The organism is Pseudomonas sp. SWRI50, from assembly GCF_014269095.1.
Lineage (GTDB): Bacteria > Pseudomonadota > Gammaproteobacteria > Pseudomonadales > Pseudomonadaceae > Aquipseudomonas > Aquipseudomonas kermanshahensis.
The window spans coordinates 162,014-182,817 of sequence record NZ_JABWRW010000007.1; the positions used below are offsets into that span (position 1 = coordinate 162,014).

At 60.3% G+C, this 20,804-nt stretch carries 20 protein-coding genes; 9 read left to right on the forward strand and 11 right to left on the reverse strand.

The features are described from left to right. The first annotated feature begins 118 nt into the window (after nucleotides 1–118). Together HU750_RS10500 and HU750_RS10505 are read left to right on the forward strand one after the other, a co-directional pair. Nucleotides 119–532, forward strand: a complete 414-nt coding sequence (locus HU750_RS10500; protein WP_186679317.1) for a hypothetical protein — start codon at nucleotides 119–121, stop codon at nucleotides 530–532. A 217-nt stretch (nucleotides 533–749) separates the two neighbouring features. Next, nucleotides 750–1,415, forward strand: a complete 666-nt coding sequence (locus HU750_RS10505; RefSeq protein WP_186679318.1) for a copper chaperone — start codon at nucleotides 750–752, stop codon at nucleotides 1,413–1,415. 45 nt (nucleotides 1,416–1,460) lie between these two features. Here HU750_RS10505 and HU750_RS10510 read toward each other — a convergent pair whose 3' ends face one another. Further along, complete coding sequence (locus HU750_RS10510; protein WP_186679320.1) at nucleotides 1,461–3,068, reverse strand: tyrosinase family protein; 1,608 nt, start codon at nucleotides 3,066–3,068, stop codon at nucleotides 1,461–1,463. 155 nt (nucleotides 3,069–3,223) lie between these two features. Further along, nucleotides 3,224–4,624 carry a dihydrolipoyl dehydrogenase gene (gene lpdA, locus HU750_RS10515; protein ID WP_085272144.1) on the reverse strand — a complete coding sequence of 467 codons (1,401 nt, stop codon included), beginning with the start codon at nucleotides 4,622–4,624 and terminating at the stop codon, nucleotides 3,224–3,226. A gap of 208 nt (nucleotides 4,625–4,832) precedes the next feature. Here lpdA and cfaB point away from each other — a divergent pair, with 208 nt between their 5' ends. Next, nucleotides 4,833–6,017, forward strand: coding sequence for a C17 cyclopropane fatty acid synthase CfaB (gene cfaB / locus HU750_RS10520; RefSeq protein WP_099455757.1), 1,185 nt, complete (start codon nucleotides 4,833–4,835; stop codon nucleotides 6,015–6,017). A gap of 133 nt (nucleotides 6,018–6,150) precedes the next feature. Here cfaB and cls read toward each other — a convergent pair whose 3' ends face one another. After that, a complete protein-coding gene (gene cls / locus HU750_RS10525; protein ID WP_186679322.1) occupies nucleotides 6,151–7,590 on the reverse strand; it encodes a cardiolipin synthase in 1,440 nt (479 codons plus the stop codon). 131 nt (nucleotides 7,591–7,721) lie between these two features. On the opposite strand from cls, the gene HU750_RS10530 reads away from it, so the two are divergent. Further along, nucleotides 7,722–8,249 (forward strand): DUF3617 domain-containing protein, encoded by a 528-nt coding sequence (locus HU750_RS10530; RefSeq protein ID WP_099430837.1) that lies wholly within the window; start codon nucleotides 7,722–7,724, stop codon nucleotides 8,247–8,249. Here the strand turns inward: HU750_RS10530 and folE2 are convergent. Further along, complete coding sequence (gene folE2, locus HU750_RS10535; RefSeq protein ID WP_186679326.1) at nucleotides 8,233–9,138, reverse strand: GTP cyclohydrolase FolE2; 906 nt, start codon at nucleotides 9,136–9,138, stop codon at nucleotides 8,233–8,235. The two genes, HU750_RS10530 and folE2, sit on opposite strands and share 17 nt — an antisense overlap. A gap of 23 nt (nucleotides 9,139–9,161) precedes the next feature. After that, nucleotides 9,162–9,548, reverse strand: coding sequence for a glutamine synthetase (locus HU750_RS10540; RefSeq protein ID WP_422631633.1), 387 nt, complete (start codon nucleotides 9,546–9,548; stop codon nucleotides 9,162–9,164). Nucleotides 9,549–9,656: 108 nt separating this feature from the next. On the opposite strand from HU750_RS10540, the gene zigA reads away from it, so the two are divergent. From zigA to HU750_RS10555, 3 genes are read left to right on the forward strand one after another with little or no spacing between them, the layout of a single operon-like run. Beyond that, nucleotides 9,657–10,865 (forward strand): zinc metallochaperone GTPase ZigA, encoded by a 1,209-nt coding sequence (zigA, locus tag HU750_RS10545; protein WP_186679330.1) that lies wholly within the window; start codon nucleotides 9,657–9,659, stop codon nucleotides 10,863–10,865. Further along, nucleotides 10,862–11,488, forward strand: a complete 627-nt coding sequence (locus HU750_RS10550) for a DUF1826 domain-containing protein (protein ID WP_186679333.1) — start codon at nucleotides 10,862–10,864, stop codon at nucleotides 11,486–11,488. The genes zigA and HU750_RS10550 overlap by 4 nt, the downstream gene beginning before the upstream one ends. A gap of 40 nt (nucleotides 11,489–11,528) precedes the next feature. Further along, nucleotides 11,529–12,500 (forward strand): CobW family GTP-binding protein, encoded by a 972-nt coding sequence (locus HU750_RS10555; RefSeq protein ID WP_186679335.1) that lies wholly within the window; start codon nucleotides 11,529–11,531, stop codon nucleotides 12,498–12,500. On the opposite strand, the gene HU750_RS10560 is transcribed toward HU750_RS10555, so the two are convergent. Continuing rightward, nucleotides 12,501–12,890 (reverse strand): DUF3301 domain-containing protein, encoded by a 390-nt coding sequence (locus tag HU750_RS10560; RefSeq protein ID WP_027592093.1) that lies wholly within the window; start codon nucleotides 12,888–12,890, stop codon nucleotides 12,501–12,503. A gap of 120 nt (nucleotides 12,891–13,010) precedes the next feature. Between HU750_RS10560 and pdxY the strand changes: the two genes are divergently transcribed. Beyond that, nucleotides 13,011–13,883 (forward strand): pyridoxal kinase PdxY, encoded by an 873-nt coding sequence (pdxY, locus tag HU750_RS10565; protein ID WP_085272148.1) that lies wholly within the window; start codon nucleotides 13,011–13,013, stop codon nucleotides 13,881–13,883. Here the strand turns inward: pdxY and HU750_RS10570 are convergent. Then, complete coding sequence (locus tag HU750_RS10570; protein WP_027592095.1) at nucleotides 13,880–14,365, reverse strand: acyl-CoA thioesterase; 486 nt, start codon at nucleotides 14,363–14,365, stop codon at nucleotides 13,880–13,882. The two genes, pdxY and HU750_RS10570, sit on opposite strands and share 4 nt — an antisense overlap. 323 nt (nucleotides 14,366–14,688) lie before the next feature. Between HU750_RS10570 and HU750_RS10575 the strand changes: the two genes are divergently transcribed. Further along, complete coding sequence (locus HU750_RS10575; protein WP_027592096.1) at nucleotides 14,689–16,449, forward strand: cation:proton antiporter; 1,761 nt, start codon at nucleotides 14,689–14,691, stop codon at nucleotides 16,447–16,449. 157 nt (nucleotides 16,450–16,606) lie between these two features. On the opposite strand, the gene HU750_RS10580 is transcribed toward HU750_RS10575, so the two are convergent. The 4 genes from HU750_RS10580 to HU750_RS10595 all read right to left on the reverse strand — a co-directional run bounded on the left by HU750_RS10580 (nucleotide 16,607) and on the right by HU750_RS10595 (nucleotide 20,719). Next, nucleotides 16,607–17,014: an SMI1/KNR4 family protein gene (locus HU750_RS10580; RefSeq protein WP_099455749.1), complete on the reverse strand. Its 408-nt coding sequence runs from the start codon at nucleotides 17,012–17,014 to the stop codon at nucleotides 16,607–16,609. Nucleotides 17,015–17,127: 113 nt separating this feature from the next. Continuing rightward, nucleotides 17,128–17,982, reverse strand: coding sequence for a Tim44 domain-containing protein (locus tag HU750_RS10585; protein ID WP_027592098.1), 855 nt, complete (start codon nucleotides 17,980–17,982; stop codon nucleotides 17,128–17,130). A gap of 113 nt (nucleotides 17,983–18,095) precedes the next feature. After that, nucleotides 18,096–20,279 (reverse strand): DNA helicase II, encoded by a 2,184-nt coding sequence (gene uvrD / locus HU750_RS10590; protein ID WP_099430829.1) that lies wholly within the window; start codon nucleotides 20,277–20,279, stop codon nucleotides 18,096–18,098. Between the two features lie 122 nt (nucleotides 20,280–20,401). Then, the gene (locus HU750_RS10595; RefSeq protein WP_186679338.1) at nucleotides 20,402–20,719 is read right to left on the reverse strand and encodes a hypothetical protein; all 318 of its coding nucleotides are present in this window, start codon (nucleotides 20,717–20,719) and stop codon (nucleotides 20,402–20,404) included. Nucleotides 20,720–20,804 lie beyond the last annotated feature (85 nt).

Genomic DNA, 20,804 nt, shown 5'->3' on the forward strand with positions numbered 1-20,804 from the left:
CGCCTATCGGCCACGCCTGCATTAGCCCGCGAGGTTCGTATGGAACTGTCTGAAATTTCTCCAGTCAGGGTGTGCTCAAGGCCAAAGCACTTCTTCAATCATCTGTAAGGTTGTCCACATGAAAGCTCTTCGTAATTGCCTCTTCGCCGCGCTGCCTTTCGTAGCCCTTTCGGGTTGCGCGAATTTAGAGCAAACAATGCAGGAAATTCAGAAGGCGACCGCGCCAGTTGCTATCGATCAAAGCCTTGCAGAAATCTGCCGTGTCACGAAAGAAAACAAGGTGCGTGCAAACAGCCTGTACCGCGGCAAGACCTTCTCCACCAACGGTGAAGTCGCCATGATCAATCAAGGGCTCGAGGCGTATCGGGTAATGCTGAGCGTTGGCGACGTGGATATCCACGCTGAATCGACCAATACCAGCATGGTCAATGCGCTTTCCGTTGGGAAAAAATCGAATGTTTCCGGTGTCGTGACACTGGTCGACTACGACTACAAGAACTGCCACATCTCGCTCAAGAACGCGACGTTCTGAAGGTAATGCCAGGCTGCGGCGCTCTTGTTTGCAGAGCGCTGCGGCACAGCCAGCGGAGCATCCAGGCGTCCCTGTCACCATCAGTCGGCGTACCGGCGAGCCTTAGCAACCTGCTCTATAGTCACTAGCGCGGCACAGGCAATGAGCCAGGCCGTCTAGCCGATGACAGGGAGGTCGTCTGATGGCGCGCCAGGCTAATGCGCCCCTGCCAGCATGGGTGCGCGACACCTGCAGTGATCCGCTCAAATGCGCGTTATGGGCTGCCAGCCTCGTTGCTTTTGTCTGGATGGCGCTCAATAACGACAGCCACCACGATCTTGAATCGTTCTGTATTTCCGGCTCGCCCTCGATGTTGACCGAGGGATGGCTGAACCTGCGCCTCTATTATTCCAGCATGGACTTCGCCGTCTTCACCGGTGCGGTGGGGTTGATGCTGGTCGCGATGATGCTGCCCGCGCTGCAGGGGCCATTGGCGCATCTGTGGCATCAATCAAGGCCCTACCACCGAGCGCCCGCTGTCGCGGCATTTCTGCTGGGGTATTTTGGCGTGTGGCTGGCGGGCAGTGCACTGCTGTTGATGATTGCGCTGTTGCTGGTTTCTTTCACCGGCTCGCCACTCGCAGCAGGGTTGCTGGCGCTGATAGGGGCAGGGGGGTGGCAGTTGTGCGCGTTCAGGGCGCGTTGCCTAGCGCACTGCCATCGGCCCGCCCGCGTCGCCAACCCATTGGCCAAGGGGGCGCTGCATGGGGTGTGGTGCTACGCCACCTGTTGGCCGTTGATGCTGATCGCATTTTGCCTACCGTCTGTTCACCTGCCCGTGATGATCGCCGGTGCAATCATCATTGCCTATGAGCGTAGGGACCGACAGCGTTCAAGCGCCTGAGCGCAGCACCCGAAGCCAGGCTTAGGATGCTGCGCCGGCGGTGGCTCAGTAGGTTTCCAGTTTGAATGGCACGTCAGCGGCTACAGCGTTGCTGCTATTGAGCAGATTGGCCCCCTCTGGCCGTTTGAGCACCGTGTCACGGGTCTGTACTTCCACTTCGATTGTGCCTTCATCAATCGCCGAGTTGTCGGCGTTGAGTGGCAGCTTGAAGGTAGCGGTGGCTTCCAGGTGGGTCTGGCAGTTCATGCAGCCTTCTACATGCCAGCGGCTGAGTATCGGCCGGGTCCCCAGGTATTCGCGCTTGCCATCGACCTTGGCGTAGGCGCTGATCAGGAACGAACCGCGGATCTTGCCCCGGTTGATGCGGCTGACGCGCAAGGTCTTGCCAGCGGGTTGCACGGCCTCGGCCTTGAACAGCAACGGCTTGTTGGGTTGGGTGTAGGCGTCCAGCGAGCCTTTGCCGTAGCCATAGCCCAGCTGGGTTTCGATGTTGAAGCAGTCACGGGTGGTGAAAGGGCTGCCGTCGGCCTTTACGAACGGGTCAAGCGTAGTGTCCAGGCTCAGGATGGCATTCGGGTCCAGGCCTGCTGCCCCTGCTGGCGGTTGCACGCCATCGGGCTTGTAGTAGCTGGCGCCGGGATCGGTGGCATCGATGCTGAATTCATCAGTCGCGCCTTGCCGACGCTGCCAGGTCCAGAACACATAGTCGATGAAGCAGTGGTGGAAGAAGAAGATCGGGTCCAGGCCGGCGGTCTCGTTCTCGCCCATGTCGCCGTTGGCACCCGGGATCGCCGAATTGTTGCCTTGCCCCGGGTAGTCGAAGCCGCCGACGGCCAGGTGCATGAAGTTATGCGGCTCTTCCAGGGAGACATGGTGAGTGCCCGCTGGGTCAGCCTTGCTTTTCGCGGCGGCCGACGTGGTATTGGAGAACAGGGTGTAGGTGGGCGCGTCCAGGCAGTTTTCGAAGCGGGTGAACACCTCGCCACGCCACCTGCCACCGATCTTGATCTTGCCGCTCAGCCAGGTACTGATGTTGTTATTGAGGTAGCCGATGTTCTGCTCTGGGTCTGGGAATTGCGCGTTATGGGCGTCGGTCTTTGCGCGGTCCTCATCAGTGCCCACCAAACCGGACAGCGGGTAACGCACTGTCTCGTAGCCTTCCGGCTTGCTGTAGATGATCGGCGTGTCCTCCACCTCGTCGGTGATGGCTTTCGGGAACACGAAGGAGCGCAGAGGGTTGTCGATTTTCTGGCCGTCGAGCTCGAAATATTCTTGGGTCAGGGCCGACGGGATACCGTTTTCCCGTGATGCATCGCTGCATTCATCCCAGAACGGCAAGGTCACGTCTTTGCAGCCGGGGATGCTGCGCAACGCCTCTTCCAGGCGCCAGAGGTAGGCGCGGTGCCAGCTTGGGAACAGCACCGTCCCGTGCTGGCAGTAGCCGCCCCACCAGTTGGGGTCTGTCTTGCCCTTGTCACGGAATGGCTCGCCATGCAGGCCGCCGAGGGTGAAGAAGGAGTTTGGGTCGTTAGCGGGAAGATCCTTGATGCCCTTCCAGGCGCGGATCAGGTTCTCAAGTTCTGCTTTTTTGCCTTGGTCGTAGTCGGCCTGGATATCGCTGAGCGAACGACGTACACGCGGGGTGGATGACATGGTGAACCTCCTTGTTGCCACTGGTCCCGAAAACTCGGGGGTTTACTGCTCCATCGTCCAGCATATCCGGGTTGTAAAAATCTGCCTGGGAGGGCGCCAGACGGTTGATCTCCGTATCAACCGTGCCAGCACCGGCCCCTGTGGCCGAGGTTTTGTCAGATCTGCATCGCCATCCCTTCCACATTCATCGCCGCCTGGCGCAACGCCTCGGAGCGGGTCGGGTGCGGGTGGCAGGTGAGGGCGATGTCCTCTGCCGACGCCGAGAACTCCATGGCCACGCAGAATTCACCGATCATCTCACTGACACTCGGGCCCACCAGGTGCACGCCCAGTACCTCGTCGGTGTTGGCATCGGCGAGCACCTTGGCGAACCCTTCGGTCTCATGGTTGATCTTGGCGCGGCTGTTGGCGGTGAAGGGGAACTTGCCCACCTTGTAGGCGCGGCCTTCGGCCTTGAGCTGTTCTTCGGTCTTGCCGACGCTGGCCAGCTCGGGGCGGGTATAAATGACACCGGGGATCAGGTTGTAGTTGACCTCATGGGCCTTGCCGGCGATGCGCTCGATGCACGACACCGCTTCATCTTCAGCCTTGTGCGCCAGCATCGGGCCTGAGGTGACATCGCCGATCACCCAGATGCCAGGCACCGAGCTGCGGTGATGATCGTTGCTGAGCATGCCGCGCTTGTCGGTCGCCAGGCCTACGCTTTCCAGGTTCAGGCCCTGGGTGTAGGGGCGGCGACCGATGGCCACCAGCACGTAGTCGGCCTGCAAGGTTTGTGCGTCGCCACCGGCGGCGGGCTCCAACGTCAGGCTGACGCCATCAGCCGACGAGGTGGCCTGGGTGACTTTGCTGCCGAGCTTGAAGCTCATGCCTTGCTTGGCCAAGGCCTTCTGCAAGGTCTTGGCGGTTTCTTCATCGGTGCCCGGGCAGATGCGGTCGAGGTATTCGATGACAGTCACTTCGCTGCCCAGGCGGCGCCATACCGAACCCAGCTCGAGGCCGATGACGCCGGCGCCGATGACGATCAGGTGCTTGGGCACCTGGGGCAGGGACAGGGCACCGGTCGAATCGATGATGCGCTGATTGTCGATGGTCACGCCTGGCAGGGGCGTGGGCTCGGAGCCGGTGGCAATGACGATGTCCTTGGCGTGAAGGGTGCTTTCGCTGCCGTCCTCGGCCTTGACCACGACTTTGCCAACGCCATCCAGACGCCCCCAACCCTTGACCCAGTCGACCTTGTTCTTGCGGAACAGGTACTCGATGCCCTTGGTCAGGCCGGTAACGCTCTCGTCCTTCTGCTTCATCATCTGGGCGAGGTTCAAGGTGGGCTTCACTTCGATACCGAGGTGGGCGAACTCCTCGCCGCTGGCGGCCTCGTACAGCTCGGATGCATGCAGCAGCGCCTTGGACGGCATGCAGCCGACATTGAGGCAGGTGCCGCCCAAGGTCGAGCGGCCTTCCACACAGGCAACGGTCAGGCCCAGCTGGCCTGCACGGATTGCCGCGTTATAGCCGCCAGGGCCACCGCCAATGATCACCACGTCATAGGATTTCATGGGTTCAACTCCAGGATGAAGAAGCGCGAGAGGGGCACAAGGTTAGTCTGTGCGTTTAAAGTTGTATACAATCTGCGTGTCTTTCATGTCTGTTTGTTCTAGACCATCGTCGTGTAAAACCCAAAATCGGCACCAATGAACTACCCTGATCCGGAGGCGTCCGAAATTATGAGGCGTGACGCCCCGTTACCTGAAGGGAGGGTCATTGATGCTTGCGCAACTTCCACCTGCGTTGCAGAGCCTGCACTTACCTTTGCGTCTGAAGTTGTGGGACGGCAACCAGTTCGATCTTGGGCCCAGCCCGCAAGTCACGATCCTGATCAAGGAGCCTCAACTGATCAGCCAGCTGACCCACCCGAGCTTGAACGAGCTGGGTGAGGCTTTCGTTGAAGGCAAGCTGGAGCTTGAAGGCGATATCGGCGAGGTCATTCGGGTATGCGACGAACTCAGCGAGGCGCTGCTGAGTGACGACGAGGACGCTGTTCCACAGCGTACCGCCCATGACAAACACACCGATGCCGAAGCCATTTCCTACCACTACGACCTGTCCAACGCGTTCTACCAGCTGTGGCTGGACCCGGACATGGCTTATTCCTGTGGCTACTTCCGTGAGCCAGACAACACCCTGGCCCAGGCCCAGCAGGACAAGTTCGATCACCTGTGCCGCAAGTTGCGCCTGCAGGCCGGCGACTACCTGCTGGACGTCGGCTGTGGCTGGGGCGGCCTGTCACGCTTCGCCGCGCGCGAATACGGTGCCAAGGTATTCGGCATTACCTTGAGCAAGGAGCAACTCAAGCTGGGCCGTCAGCGGGTGAAGGAGGAGGGGCTGGCCGATCAGGTCGACCTGCAGATCCTCGATTACCGTGACCTTCCCCAGGATGGGCGTTTCGACAAGGTGGTCAGTGTCGGCATGTTCGAACACGTGGGGCATGCCAACCTGCCGTTGTATTGCCAGAAGCTGTTCGGTGCCGTGCGCGAAGGTGGCTTGGTGATGAACCATGGCATCACCGCCAAGCATGTGGATGGCCGGCCGGTAGGGCGGGGGGCAGGGGAGTTCATCGACCGTTATGTGTTCCCCCATGGCGAGCTACCCCACCTGTCGATGATCAGTGCGAGCATCTGTGAAACAGGGCTCGAGGTGGTCGATGTAGAAAGCCTTCGCCTGCATTATGCCAAGACCTTGCACCACTGGAGCGAGAACCTGGAGAACCAGCTGCACCGCGCCGCGGCGATGGTGCCGGAAAAGACCTTGCGTATCTGGCGGCTGTACCTCGCCGGTTGTGCCTATGCCTTTGAGAAGGGCTGGATCAACCTGCACCAGATTTTGGCTGTGAAGCCCTATGCCGATGGTCACCATGACCTGCCTTGGACCCGCGAGGATCTTTACCGCTGAACGTCCACCCTTTGTAGGAGCAGCCTTGTGCTGCGAAGAGGCCGGGGCAAACACCCTCGATTGCGGGTGCTGCACCGGCCTCTTCGCAGCACAAGGCTGCTCCTACAGAGATTGAGTAAGCTTGAATCTCAACTCAAAGAATCGGCGAGATCAACCGGGCTATTCGCATCCCAAGCTGTTGCAGCCGATGGGTATCGAGACTGTCTTCTGGGGTGATTTCCCGGGCTTGATCAAAGTCACGCAGCAGCATCTGTTCGACCTGGTCGGCGAAAACGCGATCGACGGTCAGCAAGGTGATTTCGAAGTTCAGGCGGAACGAACGGTTATCCAGGTTCGCACTGCCGATCGCGCTGACCTCGTCATCTACCAGCACCACCTTCTGGTGCAGAAAGCCCGGCAAGTAACGGAACATGCGCACACCGGCACGTACGGCTTCGAAGGCAAACAGGCTGGAGGCCGCGTAGACAATCCGGTGGTCGGGCCGTGACGGAATGAGGATGCGCACATCCACACCGCGCAGAACCGCCAGGCGCAACGCGGCAAAAACGGCCTCGTCCGGGATGAAGTAGGGGCTGGTGATCCACACCCGGCGTGTCGCCGAATGGATCGCTTCGAGGAAGAACAGCGAGCAGGTTTCCTGCGGGTCTGCCGGCCCGCTGGCGAGGGCTTGGCACAGTACGCCGTTCTCCGGGTAGGTATCGGGTAGGATCAACGGCGGCAGCTGGCGCGTCGCCCAGTACCAGTCTTCGGCGAACGACTCCTGCAAACAGGCCAGTACCGGCCCGCCGATCTGCACATGGGTATCACGCCAGGGCGACAGTTGCGGGTGCTCACCCAGGTACTCATCACCCACGTTGTGCCCGCCGATGAAACCCGTCAGGCCATCCACCACCACGATCTTGCGGTGGTTGCGGAAGTTGACCTGAAAGCGGTTGAACCAACCACGGCGTGTAGCGAAGGCATGAATCTCCACGCCACCGTCACGCAGTACCTGGCTGTAGCTGGCCGGCAAGGCATGGCTGCCGACACGGTCATAAAGCACGAAAACCTTCACGCCTTCAGCCGCTTTGCGCAACAGCAACTGCTGCAGTGCCTTGCCCAACGTGTCGTCGTGGATGATGAAGAACTGTACCAGCACCACTTCGCGGGCTTGATGGATGGCGGCGAAGATGGCATCGAAAGTCGCCTTGCCGTCGATCAACAGCTTTACCTGGTTGTTCGCCAGGCAAGGCATGCGCCCAAGTTTGGGCATGGCGCGCAGGGCGGCATAGCTTTCCGACTCGCGGGCGGTGAGGGCCTCTTCTACCCAGGGGCGCCAGTTCAGGTTGGCCATGGCCACGTGCATTTCCTGGTTGGCCTGGCGCCGTGCCTTGATGTAGGCATAGAAGGAGCGGGCACCGAAGATCAGGTAGGGGATGAGCGTCAGGTAGGGAATGAAGACCAGGGGCATGGCCCAGGCAATCGCACCTTGAGCGGTGCGCACGGTGAACACTGCATGCAGTGCGGCGACGATGCCCAACAGGTGAATCAGGCCGAGCACATAACCGAAGAAGTAGGGGCTGTGGTAATCCATATGCATCCTGCTTGCCGAGTACACTGTGGGTAACAGAACACGTTCCAGGTGCGGCTTGCAACCTGCAGCTGGATTTGGCGTCTAAGCCTCAGCCCGGCCCGTTGGCCGGTTTTTTCCAGGAGCGTTCGTCCATGAAGATTCGTCTGCCACTGTTGGCGTTGGCCCTTGGCCTGAGCAGCCCATTGGTGCATGCACAGATGTTGCAGCCCGGCTTGTGGGAGCTGACCACCAGCAACATGCAGGTCGATGGCAAGCCGTTACCCGACATGGAGTTCATGCTCGGCCAGTTGAAAAACCTACCGCCAGAGCAGCGCGCCATGATGGAAGGGGTACTGGCCAAACAGGGTGTGACAGTGGGGGGCAAGGGCGTGCGCTCGTGCCTGACGCAAGAGCAGGTGGCAACCAACGATATCCCGCTGCAAGACCCGAAGTCGGGTTGCACGCAGAAGATTACCGACCGCACCGGTAATGTCTGGAAGTTCCAGTTCAGCTGCCCCAAGGCTCAGGGCACTGGGCAGGCTACCTTCCTCAGTGATAAGGAATTCACCACCCAGGTCAGTGGTACGTTCAACGCATCGGGGGTGCAGCAGCAAGGCAGCATGAACACCCGAGCCGTCTGGTTGGGCAATGATTGTGGCGCCGTCAAACCGCGCACTTGACGTTCCATTGCCATTGGCTGGTGGCGACTGCGTCGTGGGCATGCAGGCTCTCTGCATGTTCCACGCGGAGCTTGAAGGCCGTGGCCCATTCTATTTGTCGCAACGATTGATGCAGTCGTCGTGCGGCGTCTTCGCAGAACATGAGGTTCTGCCCGTTGGCCAATGCGAACGCTTGTTCGTCCGCGCGCTTAACCGCCGTTTGCACGGCCGTTCCCAAGCTGGCCTCGACACGGTCGATCAACTCGGTAATCGGCAGCGCTAGCAAATTACGTTTCAGGCGCACGTGAATTTTCGCGCTACTGCGTTGGCTATGGGGCGTCGCAACAATGCCCTGGCTGCTGCCCAGCCACTCCAACACACTGTCTTTATCCAAGCGCTCCTCTGCAAAGTCCGCCTGAAACTGCTGCTGAATCAGCTGCCTTGCGAGTGCTGCAGAGCACGGGCACGTCGATGAGTAAGGCACAGAAACAAATAGTTCCACGTGGAACACTTCACTTTCGATGCGGGCATCGAGGGTAATCGGATAGCTTTTCCAACCTGCCAATGGGCTGATCAGAGCTGGCCGTTTCAGCAGGTGCTCGAAGGTGAGGCGCAGATAAGCAGCGGAAGAGAGCCCTTCATGGCTGCTCAGAAAATCTGCCAGTAGCTGACGAATCGCGAGGGGGGTGAGCGGTTGATGTTCCAGTGATTCCAATGCCAGGTACAGGCGCGACATGTGGATACCGCGTGAGCTACCGTCCACCAGGCTCACGCCCGCGTCGACAGTGGCAGCGGCTGTGCGACCTTCGAATTGCACAGGCACAGCGATCCCGCACATACCTACCCAGTCGAGGGGTAAGGCGCTCTGTTGAGCTTGTGCGGCGATGTCGGGAAGCGTGAGTTGGGTCATGTGTCATTCCAAACGAAAAGGTTTCAGCGGCAACCGCCGATCAAGCTGCAGTGCAGGTTGAAGCGCTGCCCACTGGAGCTGGACACCCGGTTCAACGTAGTCCAGCCGATACGGCGGCTATAGCCCACCCAAGCCTCACCGTCGCTGGCCAGGCCGGTGTAGAAGGTCAACCCACCATAGCGGCTGTTGGTTTGCGCCCATGAACGGCGGCTCACGTGCTCATAGCCACGCAGATAGAACGTGCTGCCTTCAGTGCGCACACTGTAGTAACTGCCCTTGCCATCCTGGCAGGCCAACAAGGTCGCGCTGCGGGTACACAGTGCCAACGGGTTGCTCTGTGGCATGGCTAGCAGCGTTGCGGGCATGGCCAGCAACAGCATCAGCACAGCGCGTGGAGGCTTCATTTTCATCTCCGGCGATCACTCTTCCGACGAGAACAGCTTGGCGAAATTGTATTGTTACTTTATAACATTATGCAATGCATCGTTTCGAATGCGTCTGCCTGAAGAGGTTTCGCCATGCCCAACCGTCTCCCCGTTACCGTGCTGTCTGGCTTTCTTGGTGCCGGCAAGAGCACCTTGCTCAACCATGTACTGCGTAACCGCGACAACCTGCGCGTCGCGGTCATCGTCAATGACATGAGTGAAATCAACATCGATGCCAGCGAGGTGCAACGCAACGTCAGCCTGAACCGCGCAGAAGAAAAACTCGTTGAGATGAGCAACGGCTGCATCTGCTGCACGCTGCGCGAAGACCTGCTCGAGGAAGTGGCGCGGTTAGCCGAAGAGGGGCGCTTCGACTATTTGCTGATCGAGTCCACCGGCATATCCGAGCCGCTACCGGTGGCCGAGACGTTCACCTTTCGCGATGAGCAGGGCCGCAGCCTGTCCGACATGGCCCGGCTGGACACCATGGTCACGGTGGTCGATGGCCTCAACTTCATGCGCGACTACCAGGCAGCGGATAGCCTGGCCAGCCGTGGCGAGACCTTGGGTGAAGACGATGAGCGTTCAATCAGCGACCTGCTGATCGAGCAGGTCGAGTTCGCCGACGTGTTGCTGTTGAGCAAGATCGACTTGATCAGCCAGCACGAACGTGAAGAGCTCACGGCCATTTTGCGCAGCCTCAACGCCAGGGCGCAGATTGTGCCCATGGTGATGGGGGAGGTACCGCTGGCGCGCATCCTCGACACGGGCCTGTTCGACTTCGACCAGGCCGCACAAGCCCCGGGCTGGCTGCAGGAACTGCGTGGCGAGCATGTGCCGGAAACCGAAGAGTACGGCATCGCCGCCAGCACCTGGCAAGCGAGGCGCCCACTTCATCCACAACGCTTTTTCGACTTTATCCACAAGCCCTGGAGCAACGGCAGGCTGCTGCGCTCGAAGGGTTTTTTCTGGCTGGCCAGCAAGTATCAGGAGGCCGGTAGCTGGTCTCAGGCAGGGGGCATGATGCGCCATGGCATGGCCGGTCGCTGGTGGCGATTTGTACCGCGTGAACAGTGGCCGCAGGATGTGGATAACGCCGAGGCGATACTGAAATACTGGACTGTGGAGGCGGGTGACTGCCGCCAGGAATTGGTGTTCATCGGGCAAAATATCGACTTCGAAAAGTTATCCACAGAGCTTGAAAGCTGCCTGTTGACGGATTCAGAAATGGAATTAGGGCCGATGGGTTGGTTACGTCTGCCCGATCCATTCGGCCCTTGGCATGAAGAGGCGGCAGCATGAACCTCGCGCGTAGCCCTGTGGATATCTTTCAGGTGTTCGGTGATTCGCCTCAGGTGCTAACCGATGTTCTGCAGGACGGGGTGAACCTGGCGGTATGGCGTCGGCGCTTGCCGGCCCAGCTGGAGGATTTTGCACAGCTGGTCATCAGCCTCGGCCAACCCTTGGCTGACCAGCGCGTAATCGATGTGGACGAGCAGCAGATGCCGGCGTTGACCGGCCTGTTGCGCGAAGCTGCCGACCTGCAAGGCTATGAGAGCTTCGTCGCCGATGTCAGCTGGCTGGTGGCTGCCTATACCTGCCTGCTCGGTGCGCGCCGAGTGGGCCTGCGCCTGCGTGTGCTGCAAGGGCCGATGTGCCCGCGTTTCCATGTGGACCACGTGCCGGTGCGCTTGCTTACCAGCTATGCAGGCCCCGGTAGCGAGTGGCTGAAAGAAGGTGCAGTGAACCGGCGCGGGTTGCAGGAGGACATGCCACCTGTGGATAACATTCAGTGCCTACAGGCAGGCGAAGTGGCCCTGCTCAAAGGCGAAAAGTGGCAGGGCAACGAGGGTGCTGGGTTGGTTCATCGCTCCCCCTCCGGGCGTCAAGGGCGCTTGTTGCTCAGCCTTGACTGGCTGGCGTGACGGCGCATAGTGAGGCGAACCCCCAGCCTGAAGCCATGCCATGTTGCAGAACATCCCTACCCACGTGATTGCCGGCCCACTGGGCGCCGGCAAGACCACGCTCATCCGTCATTTGCTGGCCCAACGCCCCGCCGGTGAGCGTTGGGCCGTGTTGATCAATGAGTTCGGCCTGGTGGGGCTCGATGCCGCCTTGCTTAGCCGCGACGAGGACGGCATCGCCATCGGTGAAGTCGCTGGGGGCTGCCTGTGCTGCGTCAATGGCATGCCGTTCCAGGTGGGTTTGGGCCGGCTGTTGCGCAAGGCCCGACCTGATCGATTGTTCATCGAGCCCTCCGGCCTAGGCCATCCGTTGCAGTTGCTCGCTCAACTTCAGCAAGCGCCTTGGGTTGGAGTGCTGACAATCCAGCCATTTCTCATGGTTGTGGATGCTCAGAAAATGCTCCGCGACGAGCCGCTTCCACAGGCTCAACTGCGCGCTTTCGAGGCCTGCACGACGGTGGTTTTCAACAAATCTGAGGCTGTGGATGAATATCATAGGTTGTTGATAACTAAGAAATTTCCACAAAAAGATATGCTTTGGACAAGCCAGGGAATGCTGCCCATTTCGCGGCTTCCGATTTCATCCACAGGAGCTATTTCGCCGCAAGATGTGGATAACAGGATTGTCGACAATCTGGTAAATACGCCTGCAACCCTATGGAATAAGCCCAATGAGCCGATCTGCAGTGCGCAGCAAGGGGAGGGAGGTTGGAGTATTGGCTGGCGCTGGCATCCCAGCCAGCAATTTTATCCACAACGCGTATTAGCGTTTTTGCACGCCTGGCCGTGGCGCCGCGCCAAGGGAGTTATCCACACAGGGCAAGGTTGGCAGTCTTTCAATGGGCTGGATGGGTTGCTACCGGACTGGCAGCCGAGCGACTGGCGCAGGGATACGCGCATCGAGCTGATTTTTGATCACGCTCAACCGCAGCCGGCCCTGGAGGCCGGCTTGAAGGAATGCCTTATGCGTTGATCAGCGCCAGCGGTTGTGCTCTTGGCGCCACTGCTGCATCTCTATCACATTGTCAGTGCGCGGTGGCGTCTTGATCTCGAACGGGTAGGGCGCCAATTCGATCTGCACGCTGTGGGCGCCGAACTGGGTGACGGTGCCGGGGTGACGCTGCTCACCCGTCACGGTGAACTCGAAGGCATAGATGCGCGCCAGGCGCTTTTTGCCGTTGGCGTCACGGACAAAAGCGATGCGCTTGAGGGCAACGGCATCGTCGAGCAGTTCGAGGTCTAGCTTGGCGCAATGCTGCTTGACCCGCTCCAAGGCTTTCTCGCGCAACCCATGGTTGTGCCACAACCAAGCGCCTGCCGTGGCGACCAGCATCAGGACGAAGAGATTCTCCAGGGTCAACATTTGCGTATGCTCCAAACAGGTCGAACCAGCTTAACTGCGTCCCTGGCCTGTCGTACAGGTGGCAATCGAGTTCATACTGCGCTGCGCACAATCCTTGAAACAGCTTTGGAAATCTCCCGCATGAAACGTACCCCGCACCTGCTCGCCATCCAGTCACATGTGGTGTTCGGCCACGCCGGCAACAGCGCCGCGGTGTTTCCCATGCAGCGTATTGGGGTCAATGTCTGGCCGCTCAATACCGTGCAGTTTTCCAATCATACTCAGTATGGCCAGTGGGCAGGCGACGTGCTTGCTCCAGCGCAAATTCCTGCGTTGGTGGAAGGCATTTCCAACATCGGCGAGCTGGGCCACTGCGATGCGGTGCTTTCTGGCTACCTGGGCAGTGCCGAACAGGGGCGGGCGATCCTGGCGGGGGTCGAGCGCATCAAGGGCGTGAACCCCAAAGCGCTGTACCTGTGCGACCCGGTCATGGGCCACCCCGAGAAAGGCTGCATCGTGCCGCAGGAAGTGAGCGAGTTTCTGCTTGAAGAAGCGGCCGCCCGGGCCGACATCCTTTGCCCTAATCAGCTGGAGCTGGACAGTTTTTGTGGCCGCCGTGCGCAGTCGCTGGAAGATTGCGTGCAGATGGCGCGCAGCCTGCTCGCGCGCGGGCCGAGAGTGGTGCTGGTCAAGCACCTGGCGTATCCCGGGCGCGCCGAGGACCAGTTCGAGATGCTGTTGGTGACCGCCGAAGACAGCTGGCACCTGCGCCGCCCGCTGCTGGCTTTTCCGCGTCAGCCGGTGGGCGTGGGCGACCTGACGTCCGGCCTGTTCCTGGCCCGTGTGCTACTTGGCGACACGTGGCTGCAGGCGTTCGAGTTCACGGCCTCGGCAGTGCATGAAGTGCTGCTCGAAACCCAGGCCTGTGCCAGCTACGAGCTGCAGCTGGTGCGGGCCCAGGATCGTATCGCCCACCCGCGCGTGCGCTTCGAAGCGCAGCGCCTGGCGCTTTAAACGGCGTCGGTCTTGAGGTCCTGATAGCGCTTTTCCAGCTCCTGGCGGATTTGCCGGCGTTGCTGGCCCTGCAGGAACCGGCGCTTCTCCTCGCTGCTGTGCGGTTGGCGCGGCGGCACCGCTACCGGGCGGCGGTTGTCATCGACCGCCACCATGGTGAAGAAGCAGCTGTTGGAATGGCGCACCGAGCGTTCCCGGATGTTTTCGGTCACCACCTTGATGCCCACCTCCATCGAGGTGTTGCCGGTGTAGTTGACCGATGCGAGGAACGTCACCAGTTCACCCACGTGCACGGGTTCACGGAAGATCACCTGGTCGACCGACAGGGTCACCACGTAGCTGCCGGCGTAGCGGCTTGCACAGGCATAGGCGACTTCGTCCAGGTATTTGAGCAAGGTGCCGCCATGCACGTTGCCGGAGAAGTTGGCCATGTCCGGGGTCATCAGGACGGTCATGCTCAGCTGGGCGTTTCCAGGTTCCATAGTGTGCTCACGGTGAGGTTGCGCTGAATCGGGGCGGGTATCTTCTGACACGTTCTGTTTCCCCTCTTTGAGTTTGCCTGCCTGGTACGGGACGTTGGCTGATGCGCCATGGTCACGCTGATCACGCCATCGGCGGCGGTTAACCTGCCGATCTGTTTCTACATATTGCACCGGCGTTATGCGGCGGGGTGCGATGTTAACCTGAGTACGCCCATGCAACATGGGCTTTCCTGCATTCAATACAGTATGTACTTGCTGCTCGCTCGGTTTGCCTTGGCAGAGGAGCGGTCTGCCCGGGCATTCGATAAAAGGAGTATCGCGCCATGCATGCCATCAGCTTCATCCAGGACCTGGCAGTGATCATGCTGGTTGCCGGGGTGGTCACGATTCTCTTCCACCGCCTCAAGCAACCCGTCGTGTTGGGCTATATCGTCGCCGGCTTCATCATCGGCCCCCACACACCGCCGTTTGGCCTGATCCACGATGAAGACACCATCAAGACCCTCGCCGAGCTCGGGGTAATCTTCCTGATGTTCTGCTTGGGGCTCGAGTTCAGCCTGCGCAAGCTGTTCAAGGTCGGCGCCACAGCGTTTATCGCGGCGTTCCTGGAAATCGTGCTGATGATCTGGATCGGGTTCGAGATCGGTCGCTGGTTCGGTTGGAACACCATGGATTCGTTGTTCCTCGGCGCAATCCTGGCGATCTCCTCGACCACCATCATCGTCAAGGCGCTCAACGACCTGAAGATGAAGAACGAGCGCTTCGCTCAACTGATATTCGGCGTGCTGATCGTCGAGGATATCCTCGGTATCGGCATCATCGCCTTGCTCTCGGGCATCGCCGTCAGCGGCACGGTCAGTTCTGGCGAGGTGTTTTCCACGGTCGGCAAGCTGTCGCTGTTCATGATTGTCGCGCTGGTCATCGGCATCTTGCTGGTGCCGCGGCTGTTGGCCTATGTGGCGAAATTCGAAAGCAACGAGATGTTGCTGATTACCGTGTTGGGCCTGTGTTTCGGGTTCTGCCTGCTGGTGGTGAAGCTGGAGTACAGCATGGTCCTGGGCGCCTTCCTGATTGGCGCGATCATGGCCGAGTCGCGCCAACTGCTGAAGATCGAGCAACTGATCGAGCCGGTACGTGACCTGTTCAGCGCCATTTTCTTTGTCGCCATCGGCCTGATGATCGACCCTCAGGTACTGATCGACTACGCCTGGCCGATCGTGGTCATCACCTTGGCGGTAGTACTCGGCAAGATGCTGTCCTGTGGCATGGGGGCGTTTATCGCGGGCAATGATGGCCGCACTTCGTTGCGTGTCGGCATGGGGCTTTCGCAGATCGGCGAGTTCTCGTTCATCATCGCCGCGCTGGGCATGACCCTGCAGGTCACCAGCGATTTTCTTTATCCGGTGGCGGTTGCTGTTTCGGCCATTACCACACTGCTGACGCCTTATCTGATCCGTGCGGCCGACCCCCTGTCATTGAAGCTGGGTAAGGTGGTGCCGAGCCGTCTGGCGCGTGTGCTGTCGCTGTATGGCGAATGGCTGCGCAACATTCAGCCGCAAGGTGAGGGTGCCATGCTGGCAGCCATGATCCGCCGCATCCTGTTGCAGGTTGGCGTTAACTTGGCACTGGTGATTGCCATCTTCTTCACCGGTGGTTACTTCGCTGGGCGCATTGGCAATTGGCTCAGTGAGTGGTTCACCGATGTCAGCCAGCAAAAGGCGGTGATCTGGGGGGCGGCATTGCTGCTGTCGCTGCCGTTCCTGATTGCGGCCTATCGCAAGCTCAAGGCGCTGTCGATGCTGCTGGCGGAAATGGGCGTTAAGCCTGAAATGGCGGGGCGTCACACCCAGCGTGTGCGTCGTGTGATTGCCGAGGTGATCCCGCTGCTGTCGCTGCTGGTGATCTTCCTGCTGTTGTCGGCGCTGTCGGCGAGCATCCTGCCCACCAGTGAACTGCTATTGGTCATTGCGGTGGTGGCGGCAGTGGTGGTGGCTTTACTGTGGCGTTGGTTTATCCGCGTGCACACGCGCATGCAGATTGCCTTGCTGGAGACGCTGGAGAACAGCCGCGAGAATTCGCACTGAGGGAGGTAATGCTCCCTGCGCAAGATTTCACCGTCGTCCGAGGGGATGGAGCGGTAGCGATGTCGCCAGGCGCAGAAAGCCTGGCGATTTTAGTCGCATCAATGGCTATGAGCCATTGTTTTTCCTAGCGATATTTCTGATGCTTTTGTAGGAATAATCAGCTTTCCAGCCAGACGTCCCGCGCCCAGTGCCAGACCGACTCCCAGCTGTCTTCAAGGACGATTTCTTCTTCGGCGTCCCACAGCACGACAGTGCCGTCTTCTTCCACGCAGTAATAGTTATCACCGTCCTGGCAGATCGGGATCAGTTCGCGCGGCACGCCGGCATCCCAGGCATTGGATGCAACATCTGGCAGGTAGGTATGCGACTGTGGGTCGGTAACCGTGACCGGTTCCAGGGAGCCGTAGACCACATCACTGACGGTCAGCAGAAACTCCTTGAACACGAAGGGAATGTTGATGAACAGCTGCTCTTCGATTTCTACCAGCTGATCTTCATCGGGAAGCTCCAAAGGTACCGGTACCGGTTCATTGGCTTCACGGAGTTGTTCGATCACTTCTTCCACGGTTCACTTCCTCTTACCTGATGACAACGCTGCGCGTTATACCCTAGTAGCCCAGTGTGGCAAAAGCAAAAACCCCGGGACAAGGCCCGGGGTTTTTGTAGTGCGCCTGTCGGTTAGCCGTTTTGACGGATACCGGCGACCAGCCAAGGCTGGTTCTCGCCCTGGGCGCGAACCATGTGCCAGCTTTCGCTGAACACTTCGCCCTGGTCGAAGCGCGAGGTCTTCGACACGCCACGGAAGGTCAGGGTGGCGTCGGTACGGTCGGCGCGGTCGTCTACACCGTCCAGCTGCACTTCGAGGTTGTCGATGTAGGTGGCCTGGAAGCCATCACCCAACTCGGCACGTTCGCGCTTGAGGAACTCGAGCATCTGCGGCGTGACGAACTCGGCGATCTTGTCCATCTCGTTGGCATCCCAGTGCTGCTGCAGCGACTGGAAGTGGCTTTGCGCGGCAGCCAGGAAGCTCTGCTCGTTGAACCAGGCCGGTGCGTTGATCACCGGAGCGGCTGCAGCGGCAGGTGCGGCCGAGCCACCGAAGACCGACGGCTGGGCAGGCTGTGCGTGGGCTTCACGCTGGAACGGCGCATGGCCCGGTGCGGCCATTTGCGGCTGCTGCTGGCGGCGACGCGCGGCAATGAAGCGGAACACCAGGAAGGCGATCAGGCCCATGATCAGGAAGTCCATGATCTGCATGCCCTGGAAGCCGTCACCCATGAACATGGAGGCCAGCAGGCCACCGGCGGCGAGGCCGGCCAGTGGGCCCAGCCAGCGCGAAGCACCGCTGGCGGCAGCCGGTGCACGGCCTGGCGCGGTCGGCGCGGCGGCAGGCGTGGTTGGCGTGGCCTGACGGGTCTGGTGAATAGGCGCGGAGCCCGAGCTCTTGCCGCCGCCGAACCGCTTGGCGTTGGCGTCCAGGCTCAGCGTCAAGCCGACGCAGAGCGCCAGAGCGATGCTAAGAAAACGTTGCATAAGTGGGATATCCCCTGTTGTGGATTGCACGCGCGTCATGGTGCACAGGTTCCCGGGCACATGACCAGCGACATAATGTTTCGAGCTTTTGCCTGAATGTTACAAGGCGCTGCCTACACCGCCTCGAGCTTGGCGTACCCCAGCATCAGCCACTTGCTGCCTTCGGCAAAATTCACCTGCACACGGGCCTGGGCGCCAGAGCCTTCGAAGTTGAGGATAACCCCTTCGCCGAACACCGCATGCTGCACCCGCTGCCCGAGATTGAAGGCGGTTTGCGGAATGTTGGCATTGGCGAACAGGTTGCTGGTGGTGGCCTTCGCCCCGCCGAACGGGCGGCTGACACTGTTGGACAGGCGCACTTCCTGGACCAGGCCTGCCGGAATTTCGCGTACGAAACGCGACACCTTGTTGTAGGTCTCGCTGCCATACAGGCGACGTGTCTCGGCGTAGGTCATGACCAGCTGGCGCATGGCGCGGGTAATGCCCACGTAGGCCAGGCGGCGTTCCTCTTCAAGGCGGCCAGGCTCTTCTAGGCTCATCTTGTGCGGGAACAGGCCTTCTTCCATGCCCACCAGGAACACGTAGGGGAATTCCAGGCCTTTGGCGCTGTGCAAGGTCATCAGCTGAATGCTGTCTTCATGCTCGTCGGCCTGGGTATCGCCCGCTTCGAGCGATGCATGGCCAAGGAAGGCGGAGAGCGGCGAGAGGTCGGCGTCTTCGTCGCTGGACTCGAAGTTGCGCGCAGCGCTGACCAGTTCCTCAAGGTTTTCTACCCGTGCCTGGCCCTTTTCACCCTTTTCTTCCTGGTGATAGAGGATCAGGCCGGACTGTTCGATGGTGACCTGGGTCATGGTATGCAGTGGCATGTCCACAACCTTGGCGGCCAAGCCCTCGATCAACTCGATGAACGCCCCCAGGGCGCTGGCGGCGCGGCCCTTGAGGGCTTTGGCGGCGATCAATTGGCACATTGCCTCCCACATCGACAGCTGGCTGTGGCGGGCGTGGTCGCGGATGGCTTCGACGGTTTTTTCGCCGATACCGCGCGGTGGCACGTTGATGACCCGCTCCAGCGCTGCATCGTTGCCACGGCCTTCGAGCAGGCGCAGGTAGGCCATGGCGTTCTTGATTTCGGCACGTTCGAAGAAGCGCTGGCCGCCGTAGATGCGGTACGGAATGCGTTCGCGCAGCAGGGCTTCTTCCAGTACCCGCGACTGGGCGTTGGAGCGGTACAGAATGGCGATTTCGTTGCGCGCATTGCCTTGCTTGATCAGGCTCTCGATGGTTTCCACCACGTAGCGCGCTTCATCGTGTTCGTTGTAGGCCGCGTACAGGGTCAGCGGTTCGCCTTCGCCCATGTCGGTCCACAGCTCTTTGCCCAGGCGCCCGCTGTTGTTGGCGATCAAGGCGTTGGCGGCCTTGAGGATGCCGCCGGTGGAGCGGTAGTTCTGCTCCAGGCGGATCATCTCGGCGTCGGGGAAGTCGGCTGTGTACTGGTGGATGTTTTCGATCTTGGCGCCGCGCCAGCCGTAGATTGACTGGTCGTCGTCACCCACCGCCATCAGGCTGTCGCCACCGCGCGCGAGCAGGCGCAACCAGGCGTACTGCACGGCGTTGGTGTCCTGGAACTCGTCCACCAGCACATGGCGGAAGCGCCGCTGGTAATGCTCCAGCAGGCCAGGGTGATCGCGCCACAGGTCCAGGGCACGCAACAGCAGCTCGGAGAAGTCGATGACACCGGCGCGCTCACAGGCCTGTTCGTAGGCGGTGTAGACGTCGCGCATGGTCGACAGGAACAGGTCACCGCCGGGCTGGATATGCTGGGGGCGCAGGCCTTCGTCTTTCTGCCCGTTGATGAACCACTGCGCCTGGCGTGCTGGCCACTTCTGCTCATCGAGGCCAAGCTCGCGCATCACCCGCTTGACCAGGCGCTGCTGGTCATCGCTGTCGAGAATCTGGAAGTTCTGCACCAGCCGGGCTTCCTGCCAGTGCGCGCGCAGCAGGCGATGGGCCAGGCCGTGGAACGTGCCCACCCACATGCCCGCCGGGTTTATCCCCAGCAACTGCTCGATCCGCTGGCGCATTTCTGCCGCGGCCTTGTTGGTGAAGGTCACCGACAAGATCGAGTGCGGCGAGGCCTGCTCGACCTGGATCAGCCAGGCGATGCGGTGCACCAGCACGCGGGTTTTACCGGAACCGGCGCCGGCAAGCACCAGTTGACGCCCGAGCGAGGCGGCTACGGCCTGGCGTTGGGCGTCATTGAGGGAGTTCAGCAGGAGGGAGAGGTCATCTGTGCGCATCGGGCCATTCTAGGGCGAGGCAAGGGATGGGGCAAACGTCTACTGTATAAATGTTCACCCTGCAGGCCCACCGTTCATCCGAGTGCCCGAGCAAGGGCCTGCCTTAAAGGCAGGCCGGGTGCTCAGTAGGTCACCATGATCTCGCTGATGCTGGTGATCAGGGCGCCATCGTGAAAGATGTCTACCTTGGGGATGTTGCTGTGGTCGCCTGGCATGTTGAAGCTCACTGGCTTTTGCGTGACCACCTGTGGATAAATGCCTTGGTCGGTTTCGAGCGTCAATTCAAGTGCCAGCGCGAAGGACTTGTCTTGCATCTTGCGCAGGCTCAGGGTCGGGTGGATACCGGGGTGGCCAACCATGACGCTGCCGGATACGCGAAATGCGGTAGCGCCAGGCATGTTGTCCATTTGGGCAACCCAGCCTTTAGTGTCGAGGGTCATGTTTCTGTTCTCCGAAGTTGCGCGACGAAGTGCCGCGTGAGCACAGGGTCATGCACCCACGAACATCATCGCAGCCAGAAACAGT

What these genes read in the sequence shown, in the direction of transcription:
- HU750_RS10500 (WP_186679317.1), top strand. Translation starts at nt 119, where the DNA reads ATGAAAGCTCTTCGTAATTGCCTCTTCGCCGCGCTGCCTTTCGTAGCC.
- HU750_RS10510 (WP_186679320.1), bottom strand. Translation starts at nt 3,068, where the DNA reads ATGTCATCCACCCCGCGTGTACGTCGTTCGCTCAGCGATATCCAGGCC.
- lpdA (WP_085272144.1), bottom strand. Translation starts at nt 4,624, where the DNA reads ATGAAATCCTATGACGTGGTGATCATTGGCGGTGGCCCTGGCGGCTAT.
- cfaB (WP_099455757.1), top strand. Translation starts at nt 4,833, where the DNA reads ATGCTTGCGCAACTTCCACCTGCGTTGCAGAGCCTGCACTTACCTTTG.
- cls (WP_186679322.1), bottom strand. Translation starts at nt 7,590, where the DNA reads ATGGATTACCACAGCCCCTACTTCTTCGGTTATGTGCTCGGCCTGATT.
- HU750_RS10530 (WP_099430837.1), top strand. Translation starts at nt 7,722, where the DNA reads ATGAAGATTCGTCTGCCACTGTTGGCGTTGGCCCTTGGCCTGAGCAGC.
- folE2 (WP_186679326.1), bottom strand. Translation starts at nt 9,138, where the DNA reads ATGACCCAACTCACGCTTCCCGACATCGCCGCACAAGCTCAACAGAGC.
- HU750_RS10540 (WP_422631633.1), bottom strand. Translation starts at nt 9,548, where the DNA reads ATGAAAATGAAGCCTCCACGCGCTGTGCTGATGCTGTTGCTGGCCATG.
- zigA (WP_186679330.1), top strand. Translation starts at nt 9,657, where the DNA reads ATGCCCAACCGTCTCCCCGTTACCGTGCTGTCTGGCTTTCTTGGTGCC.
- HU750_RS10550 (WP_186679333.1), top strand. Translation starts at nt 10,862, where the DNA reads ATGAACCTCGCGCGTAGCCCTGTGGATATCTTTCAGGTGTTCGGTGAT.
- HU750_RS10555 (WP_186679335.1), top strand. Translation starts at nt 11,529, where the DNA reads ATGTTGCAGAACATCCCTACCCACGTGATTGCCGGCCCACTGGGCGCC.
- HU750_RS10560 (WP_027592093.1), bottom strand. Translation starts at nt 12,890, where the DNA reads ATGTTGACCCTGGAGAATCTCTTCGTCCTGATGCTGGTCGCCACGGCA.
- pdxY (WP_085272148.1), top strand. Translation starts at nt 13,011, where the DNA reads ATGAAACGTACCCCGCACCTGCTCGCCATCCAGTCACATGTGGTGTTC.
- HU750_RS10570 (WP_027592095.1), bottom strand. Translation starts at nt 14,365, where the DNA reads ATGGAACCTGGAAACGCCCAGCTGAGCATGACCGTCCTGATGACCCCG.
- HU750_RS10575 (WP_027592096.1), top strand. Translation starts at nt 14,689, where the DNA reads ATGCATGCCATCAGCTTCATCCAGGACCTGGCAGTGATCATGCTGGTT.
- HU750_RS10585 (WP_027592098.1), bottom strand. Translation starts at nt 17,982, where the DNA reads ATGCAACGTTTTCTTAGCATCGCTCTGGCGCTCTGCGTCGGCTTGACG.
- uvrD (WP_099430829.1), bottom strand. Translation starts at nt 20,279, where the DNA reads ATGCGCACAGATGACCTCTCCCTCCTGCTGAACTCCCTCAATGACGCC.
- HU750_RS10595 (WP_186679338.1), bottom strand. Translation starts at nt 20,719, where the DNA reads ATGACCCTCGACACTAAAGGCTGGGTTGCCCAAATGGACAACATGCCT.